Origin of the sequence: Enterobacter cloacae complex sp. GYL001 (genome assembly GCF_049237125.1) — a bacterium.
GTDB lineage: Bacteria > Pseudomonadota > Gammaproteobacteria > Enterobacterales > Enterobacteriaceae > Enterobacter > Enterobacter hormaechei_C.
Genome location: NZ_JBMKGW010000029.1, coordinates 1 through 16,473, shown reverse-complemented (window position 1 = coordinate 16,473; position 16,473 = coordinate 1). Strand labels below are relative to the sequence as shown.

Genomic DNA, 16,473 nt, shown 5'->3' with positions numbered 1-16,473 from the left:
CTGAAAATGCCGGCCTTTGAATGGGTTCATGTGCAGCTCCATCAGCAAAAGGGGATGATAAGTTTATCACCACCGACTATTTGCAACAGTGCCATCACAACCGTCTGGGCATTGCCCTGCAAATTGGATGTGTCCGTTTTCTGGGCACCTTCCTCACCGATATGAATCATATTCCTTCCGGCGTCCGGCATTTTACCGCCAGACAGCTCGGGATTCGTGATATCACCGTTCTTGCAGAATACGGTCAGAGGGAAAATACCCGCCGTGAGCATGCAGCGCTGATACGTCAGCACTATCAGTATCGTGAATTTGCCTGGCCCTGGACATTTCGCCTTACCCGTCTTTTATATACCCGGAGCTGGATAAGCAACGAACGTCCTGGCCTGCTTTTCGATCTGGCGACAGGGTGGCTTATGCAACATCGTATTATTCTCCCCGGAGCCACTACGCTGACCCGGTTGATTTCAGAGGTAAGGGAAAAGGCGACGTTGCGCCTGTGGAACAAACTGGCACTGATACCGTCAGCCGAACAGCGTTCACAGCTGGAGATGCTGCTGGGGCCAACTGATTGCAGCCGCCTGTCTTTACTGGAATCACTGAAAAAGGGCCCTGTGACCATCAGTGGTCCGGCGTTTAATGAAGCAATTGAACGCTGGAAAACTCTGAACGATTTTGGCCTGCATGCTGAAAACCTGAGTACACTCCCGGCTGTGCGCCTGAAAAATCTCGCACGTTATGCTGGTATGACTTCGGTGTTCAATATTGCCAGGATGTCACCGCAGAAAAGGATGGCGGTTCTGGTTGCCTTTGTCCTTGCATGGGAAACGCTGGCGCTGGATGATGCATTGGACGTTCTGGACGCCATGCTGGCCGTTATCATCCGTGACGCCAGAAAGATTGGGCAGAAAAAACGGCTCCGCTCGCTGAAGGATCTGGATAAATCTGCATTGGCGCTCGCCAGCGCATGTTCGTACCTGCTGAAAGAAGAAACACCGGACGAATCGATTCGTGCTGAGGTGTTCAGCTACATCCCAAGGCAAAAGCTGGCTGAAATCATCACGCTTGTCCGTGAAATTGCCCGGCCCTCAGACGATAATTTTCATGAAGAAATGGTGGAGCAGTACGGGCGCGTTCGTCGTTTCCTGCCCCATCTGCTGAATACCGTTAAATTTTCATCCGCACCTGCCGGGGTTACCACTCTGAATGCCTGTGACTACCTCAGCCGGGAGTTCAGCTCACGGCGGCAGTTTTTTGACGACGCACCAACGGAAATTATCAGTCGGTCATGGAAACGGCTGGTGATTAACAAGGAAAAACATATCACCCGCAGGGGATACACGCTCTGCTTTCTCAGTAAACTGCAGGATAGTCTGAGGCGGAGGGATGTCTACGTTACCGGCAGTAACCGGTGGGGAGATCCTCGTGCAAGATTACTACAGGGTGCTGACTGGCAGGCAAACCGGATTAAGGTTTATCGTTCTTTGGGGCACCCGACAGACCCGCAGGAAGCAATAAAATCTCTGGGTCATCAGCTTGATAGTCGTTACAGACAGGTTGCTGCACGTCTTTGCGAAAATGAGGCTGTCGAACTCGATGTTTCTGGCCCGAAGCCCCGGTTGACAATTTCTCCCCTCGCCAGTCTTGATGAGCCGGACAGTCTGAAACGACTGAGCAAAATGATCAGTGATCTACTCCCTCCGGTGGATTTAACGGAGTTGCTGCTCGAAATTAACGCCCATACCGGATTTGCTGATGAGTTTTTCCATGCTAGTGAAGCCAGTGCCAGAGTTGATGATCTGCCCGTCAGCATCAGCGCCGTGCTGATGGCTGAAGCCTGCAATATCGGTCTGGAACCACTGATCAGATCAAATGTTCCTGCACTGACCCGACACCGGCTGAACTGGACAAAAGCGAACTATCTGCGGGCTGAAACTATCACCAGCGCTAATGCCAGACTGGTTGATTTTCAGGCAACGCTGCCACTGGCACAGATATGGGGTGGAGGAGAAGTGGCATCTGCAGATGGAATGCGCTTTGTTACGCCAGTCAGAACAATCAATGCCGGACCGAACCGCAAATACTTTGGTAATAACAGAGGGATCACCTGGTACAACTTTGTGTCCGATCAGTATTCCGGCTTTCATGGCATCGTTATACCGGGGACGCTGAGGGACTCTATCTTTGTGCTGGAAGGTCTTCTGGAACAGGAGACCGGGCTGAATCCAACCGAAATTATGACCGATACAGCAGGTGCCAGCGAACTTGTCTTTGGCCTTTTCTGGCTGCTGGGATACCAGTTTTCTCCACGCCTGGCTGATGCCGGTGCTTCGGTTTTCTGGCGAATGGACCATGATGCCGACTATGGCGTGCTGAATGATATTGCCAGAGGGCAATCAGATCCCCGAAAAATAGTCCTTCAGTGGGACGAAATGATCCGGACCGCTGGCTCCCTGAAGCTGGGCAAAGTACAGGTTTCAGTGCTGGTCCGTTCATTGCTGAAAAGTGAACGTCCTTCCGGACTGACTCAGGCAATCATTGAAGTGGGGCGCATCAACAAAACGCTGTATCTGCTTAATTATATTGATGATGAAGATTACCGCCGGCGCATTCTGACCCAGCTTAATCGGGGAGAAAGTCGCCATGCCGTTGCCAGAGCCATCTGTCACGGTCAAAAAGGTGAGATAAGAAAACGATATACCGACGGTCAGGAAGATCAACTGGGCACACTGGGGCTGGTCACTAACGCCGTCGTGTTATGGAACACTATTTATATGCAGGCAGCCCTGGATCATCTCCGGGCGCAGGGTGAAACACTGAATGATGAAGATATCGCACGCCTCTCCCCGCTTTGCCACGGACATATCAATATGCTCGGCCATTATTCCTTCACGCTGGCAGAACTGGTGACCAAAGGACATCTGAGACCATTAAAAGAGGCGTCAGAGGCAGAAAACGTTGCTTAACGTGAGTTTTCGTTCCACTGAGCGTCAGACCCCAAGAATGGAAGATCGAGCACCAGGTTGAAAAAACCAAATCCGGCAAAAATTTCATCCAAACTCGTATGATTAGACCTGACGGTAACTTTGTAGTGCCTGCATCCTCAGAACGAGGGATCTTTAGTGGCAAACATTACAGTCAAGCCAGCTAAGTCAAGTCTATCCGTTCAAACAGAAAAAGGTTTCTTAAAAATGACGTTATCCGCTGCATTGCAAGGCACTTTTAAAGAGATGAGGAAAGACAATACAGTAGGCATCACAGTTCAAACTTGTTCAGATATTTTTGACAGCAATGTTCCTCCGGCTTATGTTTTCTGGCTTTATCGTCTCAAAGCGGGAGAAACTTTGCCGCGCGGAAGGTTCTTCAGAAAAAGAAAGCCAATCATCAATGTTATGGCAGTTGTTCATGATGCTGCATTCGAAAAATAACTGCGCTATCAGGAAAGTTACTTTTATGAACGTAATTGCAGCTGGAATTTTTTGCTTTATTTTTTACCCTACAGCTTTCGCTTATGCTTGTTATAAAAAGAGATGGCTAGAGTGGATTTTTCTTACTTTAATTATAATTTTTGCTTCTGCCATTTCGATTCAACAATACAATGAAGCGAATTTTGTAAGTGAGTTAAATTACCCTATGTTTATCTCCGCCATATATGGCCTGTCACTGGCATGGTTTCCTTTTCCGATTGCTTATGTTGTTCTGCGCTTCCTTCTTGATGATTTACAGCATGAGTACCCTAAACAGTGAGCAGATTTTAAGACTCATGAACAACATCGAAAGCACGAAACAGTCTGCACAAGGAAGATAAGGAGTATTCTTAGCAAGATATCTTTGTACCTGAAGACATAAAGCTGGCATCTTTTTCCTTATAGAGTGTATTATGATTAAGTAAATCCTTATCAAAGAATTAGAAAGTGAGGTCGTATGTCTGAAGCACTCAAATCGTTAAACAATATTCGTACTCTTCGCGCCCAGGGCCGCGAGCTGCCTTTAGAAGTACTTGAGGAAATCCTCGAAAAGCTTAATGTCATTGTTGATGAGCGTCGTCAGGAAGAATCATCCAAAGCTGCCGAACTGCAAGCTCGTCAGGAGAAACTTGACGCCCTGCGTAAGTTAATGGAAGAAGATGGTATCAACCCGGAAGAGCTGCTTGGCTCATTCCAGGCCAAATCTACGGCTACCAAGAAAAGCCGTGAACCACGCCCGGCCAAATACTCATTTACTGATGAAAATGGCGAAACAAAAACGTGGACTGGACAGGGCCGTACCCCCAAAGCTCTGGCAGAACAAATTGCAGCCGGTAAAAGTCTTGATGATTTCCTGATCTAACTTTTGCCACCAGTTTTGATAGAGGCCACTTCGGTGGCCTTTTCTCATACGGAATCAATTTCAGGTACAGAACATATGAAAAATTCAGAACCTAAGAGCTGTGATCCCTATGTGGACAGTTTGATTAGAAATGCAGATGCAAAGGAAGCCAGGTCATTTCTCAAAATATTGAAGCCCTTACCATTCCTTATCGTTATCATCGCTGTATTCTTTTTTTGGGTATCGTTTTCCCGTTTATTATCCCAGGTCGCGTAAAACCTTTTTAAAGACTCTTCTTTACCAGATATGCTCCCTCACCGGGATGGTTTCAACCTCTTCAGTTTCCCATATTGGCAAAACCTTCAGGAAATAAGACGATACCCTCCACGCTTTCCATTAAAGCGGGATGACGACGCCCAGTTCTTACGACCAGACTCCACGTTTTCGATTAGGATGCCTTTGGGCCCTTCTAACGAGGCCACCTCAACAACTCGCACTTTCCGGATCAGTCTTGGATCCACTTCTTCCCAGATCTGGCCAACTGTAATATCTTTTTGGGTTTGCATTTAATCTCTCGCTGTCATTTAGTGAACAAGACTAATCCTCGCCGTGGTTCAGCTTATGGCTTTATTTACGCTGACGATCCTTAGCCTTAAATTTTTGCCATCGTATCCGAAGGTTTTCGATGTTAACCGGAACCTGCATGCGTGTCGTCTCTATCTCATTCCCATGCCATTTCAGGAGATCATCATCCAACTCCCGGGCCTCCCGGCTGAAGTAAATTTTCATAGTGTCAGGGTTTATGGCGCAATGGTCATTGTCGAACAGTGTATGGATATCACGGCGAAGTAAAATTCCGTTCGTTACGTCGGGAATGCCTTCTTCATGACGTGGCGTTAAGTGCGCGGCCTCAGTACGCCAGGGGGACCTTACGCCGGTGACAACACATCGCCCGTAGCAATTCAACCTAACATCCCGGGCGAAAGGACCTTGGTCAGGACTGGTGACAGAAGTACATTCCTGGCCCTCTTTGTAGATACGCTTCGGGAAGTCGATAGTGGTTTGAGCTGTTTGGGAAAGTGACACATACGTAACCCCTTTGTATCTCTTTATCCCACCATTAAAAGTGGTAGGAATCGAGCTGGTTATGGCCACCAGTTTCACATCGCCCATTTCGACGATCTTAAGGCTCTTATTAGCGGCTACATGTAACTGGATGAATTTACCTACGTACACATCATGGTTCTCATCTTGTCTTTCAACACACAGAACGACATGGTCGAAGGTTCTCTTGTCAGAGATTACCCAGTTGCCGGTTTTCACACGGCCTGCTTCACTCACCCCTGCGGTAAGATCGGGTATGAGCGTCCCCTGCATGCCGTCAGTTCGAATTGAAAGAATTTCACCCGATAAACCCAGCTCTGCAAGCTCACTAATAAACGGTCTTTTCATCCGGCTTACCGGTTTTGGCTTCGTCATTTTCATCTTTGCTGTAACACCTCAGTACCCCATTGCTCGTTCCTGGCGGGACAGCCGTTCATCAGCAGCCTGAAGACGCTCATCACGCCGCCGTGCTGCCAGAACCCGTCGTTCTGAAAAAGACATAGCCGCTACGTTTGGTACGCTGAGCTTACCGTCACCGGCACAAACGTCACAGCGAACATCAAATGCTCCGGCAAAATACTTTTCACGCATTTCTGGCTCCCACTCAGCCATTTCTGATTGGGTGAATCCATTTTCAAAGGCCGGGTTTTCCATGGTCCCGTGGCCTTCGCACTGGTGACAGATTATGTACTTAAATTTGCGCATGTAACGCTCCTGTATATGATGGATGAACCACTCTCGTTCAGGGTTATGGCGAAATGTTTATCGCCGCAGCGAGAGATTCAGTCTTGCTATCAATATTCCTGAAGGTTGTCCGCCTGATTTCAGGGAAAGCATTCATTCACTGGCCGGTTCTACCTTATTATTCATACAGATTAAAGTAGTTGTGCCTACTACTGCGGTCACCTTCCTTGACAAAGTAAGCAAAGTTTGAAAAATTTAACACCGACGAAAGGCCATACCTTCGTTAGTGTGCGAAAGCCGCTTGCGAGCGACGGAATAGGTGAAAGCTTTAGTCAGGGTTAATTACCCTGTCTGCGGTGATGGGATGGCTCAGGCGTATATCATCACTCCTTCCAAAGTCCGTACACACTCTTTCAGCCTTTGCAGAAATGCAGGGGCTGTTTCATATCAGACAAGCGCAATGAAATTTTCAAATGCTTTCCAGAAATTCAAAGGCCTTAAGCTTTATCTGTATCTTACGGTCCCCGCACGGAAAGTAACTTTCCTGAACAGGAACCGCCTTGCCAGCCTTAACTTTCTAAACGGTTAAAGTTACACCAGGCTGTAAATGGTGAAACAGTTTTTGAAGCCCATGAAACACCGCTGTCGGAAAGATAACTAGCCCCAAGACGTCTAACTTCTTTTTGATGTAGAGCTAATTCTTTCGGATCGGCAATATCTTCCACCACGCTCATCATGGCAATCTGAACTCCGGGAGATGCCATTTTATAAGCTGTCGAGCTTGCAACTGAATTTTTCAGGATTGCCAATCTTTCTTTTTCTGGTCGCCCGTTGTCAGACGTATTCGCGTACGTTGTACCCGCAACTAACAATGGAAGACTGGCGTTGGCACAGAACTGCATAACGCGTTTTTGCTGGAGCTGTAATTCAGTGGCTGCAAATGCTTTACTGCATCCGAGGATCCCGATAATCATCACTAATGCTGTTTTATACATAAAATTGAAACCGTCCTTATTGAACTTTAAATGTTGCGGTTAACACTGTGTGGAGATGTATGGACTGGATAATACCCACATGCCTGCGCCTGCCAGTATACCGGCTCAGGTATTAAACCTAAGAGATCTGGTGCACCGGATTTTACCTTTTCATTTCGGTTTTATCTTGAGCCTGGCTCTTGAGTTTAAATTTAAAGGTATGGCGCATGCAGGTTTCACTGACGGGTTTTCACACATCCCGGCTGTAACCCATCATTGTTCATGAGCCAGGCCCTGGTATCCTGCCCAGCGTACGGCCAGCCGCTCTAAGTCCAGATCGTACACCAGCGGTGTGATTTTACGGCCTTCAAACAGCTCGCCCAGCTCAATGCCTGGCTTAAAATGAACGGTCAGGGTGGCCGGATCTATGCCCATAAGATCGGCATCAAACAGAGCATGCATTGTTGGAGTCATCAGGATGCCATTAGACGGATTGTACCGGGTTCCATGTTCAATGTGTGCCGCATCCAGGACACCGCCATTAACCCAACCGGTTACCGCACAACGGCCCGCGAAATTCTCGATGAGCAGAGCTTTAAATTTACCCTGTGCCACGCCACTACGTTGCGTCACTACGCGCTCGCAGTGCTCACCCTGGATATCTACGTCAGGTTTCCGCTTTGGTTCGCTGGTGGCCGTCTCAGCTTGTTTTAGGGTGGAACGTGGATAGGCCAGGTTATATGCTGCGCCTGTGGTCATTTGCTCGATGACCGCAGGTGCATAACCTTCTGCTTCCAGCTTACGATATGCAGCCCGGTAGTCTCTTTGGGTTTTCAGCGGGTATATCTTTCCGCCTTTACCATCGAAAGCGATAAACCAGAAATCGTCCGTGCCAGTTTCCAGATTTCTGCAACGTTTCAGATGCCATCCGCCTTCTCTCGCCCAGATGGTACGGTTATTTCTGGCATTCGTTTTGTCATAACCGTTCTCGTCAAGCCAGCTATCAAAGCTGGTCAGCCCCAGATCCTGAACCTCCAGAGAAGGCACTCGAATGACCTGCAAGGTATGGCGGGGTCTTGGCTCTCTCATCTTGATCTCTTCCTAGCGCTGGTCTGGGAAATACGGATATTGCGGGCCATATTCATAGTCATGCGGGCCTGGCTCAACTTCCCAGAATGGACGGCCGCTAATTGTCTTTGGACCGCGCTCGTTTACGATGTCTTCTACATCCTGAATATTAAATGGCATCGTTGCCAGTAACAGCTGATCTTCGGGTGTCAGCGTCACAGTTGCACCGTCGATACGGCTGTAAAGGTCGGCAAACTGTTTACCTGCACCGTGCAACCGGTGCTCCGCTACACTTCTGATTGCGTGTAAGTCCAGCTCCGCCGCTTCCATGCGATCCACGTATAGTTTCATTTCTTTACGCAAAGCGCTCAGCTCACGGGCTTTAATAAACCCGCAGGCGTACCCACCCAGGGCGATAACTGCAATGATTGCTAAAATTGCCATTTTTTTCTCTCACGTGATTGCGGCCGTTACTCTAGTCTTAATGTGAAGTCTGGGAATTCGCTGGATGTTAAGTACGTTTTCATCCCCAGACTGACAGATGCTAAGGCGCGATCCCAACACTCCATTTGTAAGTATCAGGCCCATCTTCTCCGCTGGTGGCATCTGCTACAATCTGTGCATAACGTTCTCCAGCAAGTTCTCTTACCATCTGATCCACGACCCATTGCAGATGATGCATTTCATCGGTTCCGCCGTAACGACAAGCCAACTCAATAGCCCGCTCTATTCTTTTTTGTTCTTCAGTCATACTGAATCCTCACGCTTACATCAGCTATTCTGAAAACATGCACACTATAAATTGCGGCTGTCATTTCTCAGCCAGGCGCCTGCATTGCTGCCTCATTCCATCAAAAATACTTTCCGCAAGCTGCTGGGGGAACTGGTCCGGAAGAAGCCCGCTAACACGTTCAATGACACCCGGGGTTCTGGCGATGATTTCCTCTATCATCGCCTCTGTCTGCTGTTTACTCAGGCCGGTTATCTCACCATGCCTGATCCAGTGGCGTCGTTGTATTCGATATATCTGGTAATAGTTGCTACTGCCACGTACGGCCATCGCCAGTTTGCACTTCTGCCAGGATATCTGATTGTTCCCATGACCGATCACCGGCCATGCCGACAACACATCATAGAGTGGTGTAAGGTGATAACGTCCCTGTGGCCCAATAGAAATACTGAAATTTTTAGCGTGGCCATCTGTTGCGGCCATCATCCAGAAAACTATCTGCGTCATAAAAAACTGCGCTTTGTCACGCTCAGCACGGTCTGAATTACTCAGAACTTCCATAATTTCCGATATACCTGGCCCGCCGTCCGCCTGATATTTTCGTAATGGCGAAATGCCCAGGGCCTGACACATATCCTCCTGGGGTAAACGAATGATCCATTGTCCGTTTCCTGACCATTTTCGGTCAAAACGTTCTACCACCAGCGCTTTCTGATCTTCAAAGTGAGCAATCTGCGTTCTTGCCACGGGGAGCCCGTACTGTTCGAGAAGTACCGAGCAGAGCCATTCATTTTCAACCGACGAGCGCATGTCGGCTTTCATGTTCCCCACAAGTCCGAGCGGTAGCTTGAATATATGCGTCGTTGGTGTATTACCCTCCGGCATACACCACCGATCTTCATGCCACAGTAGGGCTGTTTTCTCCTGAGCACCGGCAATAGATAAACGTAAGTCGTCGTTATCTTCTGGCCTGCCCGGTAGCAATGTCTCCGTGGTATTACGCAAAGTTGCCGCAATTTCTGATTCAGTAAGCGGGTGATACTTCACGGAATATAAATCTGTGGGTTCATCTCCGTCATGAAGCAGCTGTATCGCGCCCACGCAGTCTTTTCCCAGCTCCGTCAGAAGATCAAAAGGCTCCAGGCTATCGGCCTTGTAACGCATTGCCAGACGTCTGCGTATGCCTTCGCTGTCCGGGAGTAAATTATCAAAATAGTCACGTACCACATTTCCACGCCAGACCTGGTTCCCGGGAGTAAAAGGAAGGGACAATGACAGCGGCCTTCCCTGTTCGTCTGCACTCCAGTCAGGAAGGTATTGTAAGCTGTCTACCCCTTTACTTTTTTCCCAGTATCCGACTTTGATTCCGTTCATCCAGATTGCCAGACGCTGCTGTTTCCGGCTCATATCGTTACCATTTCTCCTGTCGTGCAGGTGAGTTTGATTTAAGCATTTCTTCCGTCTGCTTCCCCTCTGAAGAGGCGGTTGTCGAGGAGAAGCTGATTTTTACGCCCAGGATAGAAAACACCTTGAATAGCCGTTCAATGCTCGCACTGGCAGGGTTGGCTTCCAGACGTGAGTATGTCTGTTGAGTGACCCCTAACCTTTCGGACAGGTCTTTTTGCGTCAGGCCATTCGCCTTGCGAAAACCAATGAGCAAGGGACGCAACTGGTTGAGCGTGTTTAACGGGTAATCATTATTGATCATAAGCTGGCCTCAGTAGTTCCTCTGATACACCTTGTACGCTGTTTTCTAAACATACACCCTAAAAGCTGTAATATCAAATTAACAGCCTAAAAGCTGTTAAATAGAGAGTACAACCTTTAGGCTGTTACTAAGTGGCAGCATAAATCTTTATGAGGTTTGATATGAGAGAACTATCAATAATAAGCCGTTACGCTCGTACAGCATCCGGTAAGAGAGCTGACAGATCAGGATCATCGGTAAACGAGAAGCGGAGTATCTTATGGCCCTGTTGTGAGCTGTATAAATAACTACGAGCTACTCTCTGCCTCGGGGAGGAGGCAGAGAGAGTATTAAAAGCAAAGGCAGACATTTTTAGCAGCTGGTGGGCTATGGGGTTCCGGAGGTGCTCCGGTGAATGTTACTTGACTGGCAAGTTTCCTGCTCTGATGGTCAATGCCTCGATGCTGTCTATATTGTTCTGAAGCCGTTCCAGTTCTGCCTTTTCAATACCGGCCCAAAGCTTTAAGTGTCGCTGATAAAGGGACCACTTGAGTGAGTGAAAACCATTCCAGGCCAACCCCATCCAGGAGGCGTAATTCGCATTGAGAATATTGCCGGTGATATACATTTTACCTGCGTTAACAGCACTGGAAGTTCCATAACCCAGGGCAAGCATCATCCGGAAGCGTGGATTTAGCCGCAACGGCATGGTATCCAGTAAGGTCTCCCCAAAAGCTCCTTTTCCCAGCGATACCTGTTTCGCCACATAGAAAACCCGCATCAAAACTTCCATTATGCTCATCGGAATACTTGTCACGATAAACTGACGAAAGTCATACCCGTTGACATACATGTACTCTATTTGTTTGCCGAAGTTAGAACTCCCCACAGGGATCCCCTCAAGCATACGAAGTAGCCCCATAAAAGGAGCCGGTAACCCCATGCCACGGTTTCCTTTTGCTGAGGGGGCATTAACATCCGATGCCAGGTGTCCAAACATTCTGGCGATGAGCCTGAAAATATTGGTTTCGTCTGTAACGCCTTTACTGGAAGGATAAACCACGATCTGTCCATTCTGAACCACCGTACAGGTCCCGTTCAGCATATCCTTTATACCGAAAATAATGCCCAGTACGGGATCGTGTGACAAAGCTCTTAAGCGGTGATTTGTGGGAGACAAAACGCCACCGGCCGCACCCACTAAATCGCTGCTGATCGAACTGTCTGGTGCCCCTATAGGGAACAAATCTGAGAGTTTTGTACTCAGGTCCTCCGGCAAAATGGCATTGAAGGCTTTCTGCACCTGTTTATTGAAAATACCATCCACTTCTGCCGTAAAGCTCACCGTAGGTTTTGGCGGGGCTCTGACGCAAAGTAAATCCAGCATGGATGCTATGAGCCCGCATCCGCAGGCAATAGCATAATCCCAGGCGTCGAGTGCGTAGCGATCATTAAATTCTTTAATATGATTCTGGATCCGGGCATCTACAACAGCCAAGTCATCCGTGGAGAGTATTGTGGCCAGTCCAATATCACCGCATACACGCTGGTTAGCCTCGCTATATATAGTCTTGAGACCAGTAGAATGCATGGCAGTATCTGAAGGGGTCATTTCTCGCAGATGATGTTCTTTAAGCGCCAGATGCTCCGCTTCATCAAGTTCAGTGCCGCTGATTAGCCCGGTCAACTGTGCCTTAAGGCTCTCTATATCACTGTTAATTGTCTCGTGAGCGTTCGCGATATCCTGACCACGGAGCTGAATATAACGGATGGCCCTGAACTCATCATCATAAGGAGACTGACTCATGTGTTTACCTCACCGCGACCAGGCTACCTTTTGGAGCTTTCTTAGTAAGCATGTCGATTGTTGCCTTGATGCCAGCAATTTCTGCCTTAAAATATTCCGCATTCGACATCAACCTTTCCTGAACTTCGTAGAGCTTTTGGATGGCCTGACTAAGGGCGGCTGTCAGTTTCGCATTTTTTTTGTGTTTCACTATCGCGTACCCGCCAATCCCTAACACAGCTACAGGTGCGGCCAATACCGCAATGCCTGCAACCATACCGCCACCGACGATAGACCCTGCTGTAGCGAGCCCGGAGGTTATGCCTGCTGCTGACACTCCCGTTGTACCAAGCGTATAGAGAGCACCGAAGGAAGCCGCTGCGCCTACGCCTGACCCCGCCAAAGCTGCTGCGCCCTCAGTAATACCCGGGAACTTATTTTCAAGCGCCTGAAGAGCACTTGTAACTTCATCCATTGCCTTCTTGCGAATTTTTTCGAGCTCTTCAGTTTCGGTAGCGTCCATTACAGGCCTCGTATTCATAACTTGCTGTGTGATAGGTGAAAAAGAGCACCATAAAAGTGATGAAGAAATCATGACTTACTATTGTGGCACTTTCGAGTTCATGTTTGTCAGTTTCAATGCTGTTGCTGTTAGTAAGGGCAGACGCCATATCGGGCAGACCCAAAATAACTATCGTGCCAGCGTCATTTTGGAACTGACTTTGCTAAAAATCAGTAGCGGACTGAACAGACATGTGTGGATTTGAATCTGGGCAGGTTCCAGACATTATTCCAACCAGACTTCCAATGACAAAATGCTCGTCATTCTCGGAGACGACATAGGGTCCACCAGAGCAACCATCGGTGTTGAAATGTGCTATTACAAAGCGAGTTGTGAGATGTTGGGGAGAATGATTTGAGCAATTTAAAGGCCAAATGCCTGAAACTTCACCAGGGAATGTCGAAATTGTTGTCTCATTCATTGGATATCCGACACCCAATGTACCCATGCCAGCTGCGGGAGCCAGGACCTTAAAGTAACTACTTACAGGCTGTTGTATTCCAGCTGGTAATACGATTTCTGCACTGTCAACAAACGGAATGCCGTCTTTAAAGTCTGCCCTGTCATTAGCCTCATTGAGAATGAAATCGACTAGAACAGGCTCTTCGTTCACCAGTCCTTGATGGTTAAGAAATTTGACGTAAAGTTTAAGTGTATTGCTGACGGGATAAATTTTTCCAAGAGCATTGGTAACAACATGGGCTGCGGTGAGAATCTTTTGCTGCTGACCATTATCGAAACCAAACGCAGTTGCTTCGAGATGGCTACTAAAATGAGGATCATTGCTTACATAGATTTTACAAACGTAGTTTTCAAACATTATTTCCTCCTTTTGCCGGTACCTAATCAGTTACACGGCTGCATGTTATAAACAACTAAACTCGCTTCCTGATATTTGAGTTTGTATGTTTTGCCAGGCACCAGCTCACCTCTGAAACACGGTTAGTCTCCTCCATGACATGGTTATGGCGATGGTCAGAAACTGTTATCGACGAAAGGCTGGAATTCCTTTAATGGCATTATCCATTTCAAGTCGTATGTCCTGAACGGGAGCGTATATTTTTATGATTCCAGATCTTAACCCTGAAACATTCCCCGTATCAAAACTGACCCGTTACAGATAAGTCACCACCGGTGCTGTCGATTAATTTAGTGAATTGCATGTCCTCATCCCATAAAGGGTAGGGCCTACCCCCGGCATCGAGCAAACCTGACCACCCTGCCCTTATTAAGACCCCACATGCGGCAATGGTGCCCTGTCCACGCCGCCCGCGAACTTTGAGGAAATGGGGAGAAAATAAAAAGAAAACAAAAAGTTATCGGCTGAAGTACCGGCGCAGATCGGGAATCAGGCGAAGCCTGACAGCACGTTAGGGCCTGGCAGGGGGCTTGAGGGATGAGGACATGCAATTGTGATAACCTTCCCGCCACGGGGTCGGTTAAATTCGTATCCTGCCGGTGCAATTCCAACGGCCGCGTTACCAGTTCGCCGGGTAGCATGGCCAGCAAAGCCAGGCATCGAGCACCCGGGTTTCACTGACGGCCGCTGCATAGACGCCGGTATCCGGGAAGAAATAAACCGGGGTGGCGTTGTTCAGCTGGTCGCCTTCATCGGCCAGAGCGCCGATCACCTCATGAGGCTTAAGCAGCATATCCGTTAAATATTCATCCGGGTGGATGGCATTCAGCGATATGGCCATCTCCAGAAATTCATCCAGGGTATGGCGGGTACGATACCCCCGGAAAACCTCGTATGAAGGCGTGACGCATTCACCATCCAGGGAACAGGCATCGTAACCGGCCAGCTGCTCTTCGGTGAGTCCGGAGGCATGCTTTGCCACAAGATTCGTAAATTGCTCTTTATCGTCCATCACAATCCTTACGCTGTAGGGGCCTGTTTGTGTTATCACTGCTTCCGGTTTTTACTTCGCACAACCCGGCAGGTATCCGGTCGCCCGGGCGTCCTTTGCGGTCTTGTTCGCCCTTCGCCTGAATTACGTCAAATCCCTTTCACTACCCGGCCGCAGGGTGACACCTCCCCTTTTCTCCGGAAGCGAAAGAGGAAGAACAGTTTAACAGCCCGGATCCTCAATAATTTTCGCGTAACGGACTAAATAACCGGTTTATGCAGCTTCTGATAACCACAGACCGCGATAGAATAAAACGTCTGGTGAGGAACCGGAGTGTTATGTAAGCGGGGGGTTTAACTGGGTATCTGTGTAGTCCTATTTAGCCAGATATCCCGAATAAAAACCTCAACGATTAGGTAAACGAAATGGATGGATTCTGGTCGATGTTCTGTTTGTTTGTCGTGGTAGTTTCACTGCATAAAGCCCTTTCTGTAGCAGCAGCACGAGCAGACGCAGCAAAATTAAATATGCTTCTCAGAATGAGAAAGTTTAAAAAGTAGCTTTCAAGACATCTGAGAATTCTTTTAAATCCTCAGAGGAAGTTATATGTTTAGGCTATTTGCAAACTAAGGTTGGAATTCCATCATTCTAGCCTTAGATCTTTGATCAAGTGAAGTTGCTCACTTGGTTGGATTTTACCGTTTCCTGACGGCTTTTCAGAAGCGAGGGCTGGTTGGAATGCCTTCCAGCTAGAAGTCTTGCAGATGCTCTCCGGGCATTAACTCATTGTCGAATCTGCACCAGTATCACTAGGTTGTTGAGCGGGCGATTAGCTTTTTCACTGAGCCGCTGTACACTCGACTGCTTCAAGAAGCACTACTTACCATTTGCCTGCCGTAAGGTCTGTTCTTAGCTGGATTTTTTTGGGAGGATACGCAGTCATGACAACTCAATCCAGCTCAATACAATACGCTTACGCGCTAGACGGCGAGGGCACCCTCACGCACATTGGCGCTGCCCTGCGCTCACATACTTACACCTGCCCAGGTTGTAAGAGCCCCCTGACCCCGGTAATGGGCGAGTTCAACGCTAAGCACTTTCGCCATTCGGAAGAATGCTGTGCCCTTGAAACCTATCTTCACAAGTGCGGCAAAGAAGCATTCTTCTATCGCTACCAACAAGCTCTCAGCCGTGAAATGCCTATTAGCCTTGAGCTGGAGCGCCGGGTTGCCTGTAATGGTTCTCGTTTAGCCTTGGTTAGAGACGAAGCACGTCAGTGCGTAAAATCCGTGCCTGCACGCTACAACTTGACTCAATTTTTCGATCAGGCAGAGCTGGAAAAACACGATAAGGTCACAGGGCTGCGACCAGACGTGATGTTGTATGATACGACTGGCGAAAGGCGTTGCTACGTAGAGATTTGTGTCACACACCCCTGCTCTCAAGACAAGATCGAAGCCGGTATCCCGATTCTTGAGTTTAAGGTCCAATCTGCCTCTGATATTCAGATGTTGCTTACCGGGGCCTACTCGATCAAGGAGAAGATCCTGAGAGTATTCAACTGGCTTCCCCCGTTTCAATCTGTGGACACCTGTAGCGGCGTCTGCTCAGTAGGTAACGTGGATATGTTGACCTGCCCCCAGGATTAGATACAACGCTCACTTAGTAATGTCGGATCCTTCACTATCAGAATTACCCTTTCTCCAGCCCGCCGCAAACTCAG

At 48.3% G+C, this 16,473-nt stretch carries 16 protein-coding genes and 1 pseudogene; 5 read left to right on the top strand and 12 right to left on the bottom strand.

The window, feature by feature from the left end; translation table 11 throughout:
• Positions 1-95 precede the first annotated feature (95 nt).
• The 4 genes and pseudogenes from ACOTWU_RS24270 to ACOTWU_RS24255 form a co-directional block, all read left to right on the top strand.
• Positions 96-2,930, top strand: a pseudogene (locus ACOTWU_RS24270) (Tn3-like element Tn3 family transposase); the annotation flags it as partial.
• A gap of 189 nt (positions 2,931-3,119) precedes the next feature.
• Positions 3,120-3,425 (top strand): hypothetical protein, encoded by a 306-nt coding sequence (locus tag ACOTWU_RS24265; RefSeq protein WP_223152485.1) that lies wholly within the window; start codon positions 3,120-3,122, stop codon positions 3,423-3,425.
• A gap of 25 nt (positions 3,426-3,450) precedes the next feature.
• Positions 3,451-3,744 (top strand): hypothetical protein, encoded by a 294-nt coding sequence (locus ACOTWU_RS24260; RefSeq protein WP_001100635.1) that lies wholly within the window; start codon positions 3,451-3,453, stop codon positions 3,742-3,744.
• Positions 3,745-3,921: 177 nt separating this feature from the next.
• Positions 3,922-4,326, top strand: a complete 405-nt coding sequence (locus ACOTWU_RS24255; protein ID WP_001287391.1) for an H-NS family nucleoid-associated regulatory protein — start codon at positions 3,922-3,924, stop codon at positions 4,324-4,326.
• A gap of 606 nt (positions 4,327-4,932) precedes the next feature.
• On the opposite strand, the gene ACOTWU_RS24250 is transcribed toward ACOTWU_RS24255, so the two are convergent.
• The 12 genes from ACOTWU_RS24250 to ACOTWU_RS24195 all read right to left on the bottom strand — a co-directional run bounded on the left by ACOTWU_RS24250 (position 4,933) and on the right by ACOTWU_RS24195 (position 14,771).
• Positions 4,933-5,790: an HNH endonuclease signature motif containing protein gene (locus ACOTWU_RS24250; protein WP_000784387.1), complete on the bottom strand. Its 858-nt coding sequence runs from the start codon at positions 5,788-5,790 to the stop codon at positions 4,933-4,935.
• Between the two features lie 15 nt (positions 5,791-5,805).
• Positions 5,806-6,114, bottom strand: coding sequence for a hypothetical protein (locus tag ACOTWU_RS24245; protein WP_001224686.1), 309 nt, complete (start codon positions 6,112-6,114; stop codon positions 5,806-5,808).
• Between the two features lie 548 nt (positions 6,115-6,662).
• Positions 6,663-7,088 (bottom strand): hypothetical protein, encoded by a 426-nt coding sequence (locus tag ACOTWU_RS24240; protein WP_000278471.1) that lies wholly within the window; start codon positions 7,086-7,088, stop codon positions 6,663-6,665.
• A 252-nt stretch (positions 7,089-7,340) separates the two neighbouring features.
• Positions 7,341-8,156, bottom strand: coding sequence for an HNH endonuclease signature motif containing protein (locus ACOTWU_RS24235; protein WP_001641519.1), 816 nt, complete (start codon positions 8,154-8,156; stop codon positions 7,341-7,343).
• A 12-nt stretch (positions 8,157-8,168) separates the two neighbouring features.
• Entirely contained in the window at positions 8,169-8,579 is a 411-nt protein-coding gene (locus tag ACOTWU_RS24230; RefSeq protein WP_000985909.1) for a hypothetical protein, read from the bottom strand.
• Positions 8,580-8,679: 100 nt separating this feature from the next.
• Positions 8,680-8,886 (bottom strand): hypothetical protein, encoded by a 207-nt coding sequence (locus ACOTWU_RS24225; protein ID WP_000134171.1) that lies wholly within the window; start codon positions 8,884-8,886, stop codon positions 8,680-8,682.
• 60 nt (positions 8,887-8,946) lie between these two features.
• The gene (locus ACOTWU_RS24220) at positions 8,947-10,272 is read right to left on the bottom strand and encodes a type II toxin-antitoxin system HipA family toxin (protein ID WP_000088044.1); all 1,326 of its coding nucleotides are present in this window, start codon (positions 10,270-10,272) and stop codon (positions 8,947-8,949) included.
• A 4-nt stretch (positions 10,273-10,276) separates the two neighbouring features.
• Positions 10,277-10,570 carry a helix-turn-helix transcriptional regulator gene (locus ACOTWU_RS24215; RefSeq protein ID WP_012477377.1) on the bottom strand — a complete coding sequence of 98 codons (294 nt, stop codon included), beginning with the start codon at positions 10,568-10,570 and terminating at the stop codon, positions 10,277-10,279.
• A 400-nt stretch (positions 10,571-10,970) separates the two neighbouring features.
• Complete coding sequence (locus ACOTWU_RS24210; RefSeq protein WP_000083579.1) at positions 10,971-12,359, bottom strand: hypothetical protein; 1,389 nt, start codon at positions 12,357-12,359, stop codon at positions 10,971-10,973.
• A gap of 4 nt (positions 12,360-12,363) precedes the next feature.
• A complete protein-coding gene (locus tag ACOTWU_RS24205) occupies positions 12,364-12,861 on the bottom strand; it encodes a membrane protein (protein WP_000340139.1) in 498 nt (165 codons plus the stop codon).
• Between the two features lie 202 nt (positions 12,862-13,063).
• Positions 13,064-13,720 carry a trypsin-like serine protease gene (locus ACOTWU_RS24200; protein ID WP_000462754.1) on the bottom strand — a complete coding sequence of 219 codons (657 nt, stop codon included), beginning with the start codon at positions 13,718-13,720 and terminating at the stop codon, positions 13,064-13,066.
• Between the two features lie 658 nt (positions 13,721-14,378).
• On the bottom strand, positions 14,379-14,771 hold the full coding sequence (locus ACOTWU_RS24195; protein ID WP_000341066.1) for a hypothetical protein: 393 nt from the start codon (positions 14,769-14,771) through the stop codon (positions 14,379-14,381).
• A gap of 920 nt (positions 14,772-15,691) precedes the next feature.
• On the opposite strand from ACOTWU_RS24195, the gene ACOTWU_RS24190 reads away from it, so the two are divergent.
• Entirely contained in the window at positions 15,692-16,399 is a 708-nt protein-coding gene (locus tag ACOTWU_RS24190) for a hypothetical protein (protein ID WP_421625801.1), read from the top strand.
• Positions 16,400-16,473: the final 74 nt, after the last annotated feature.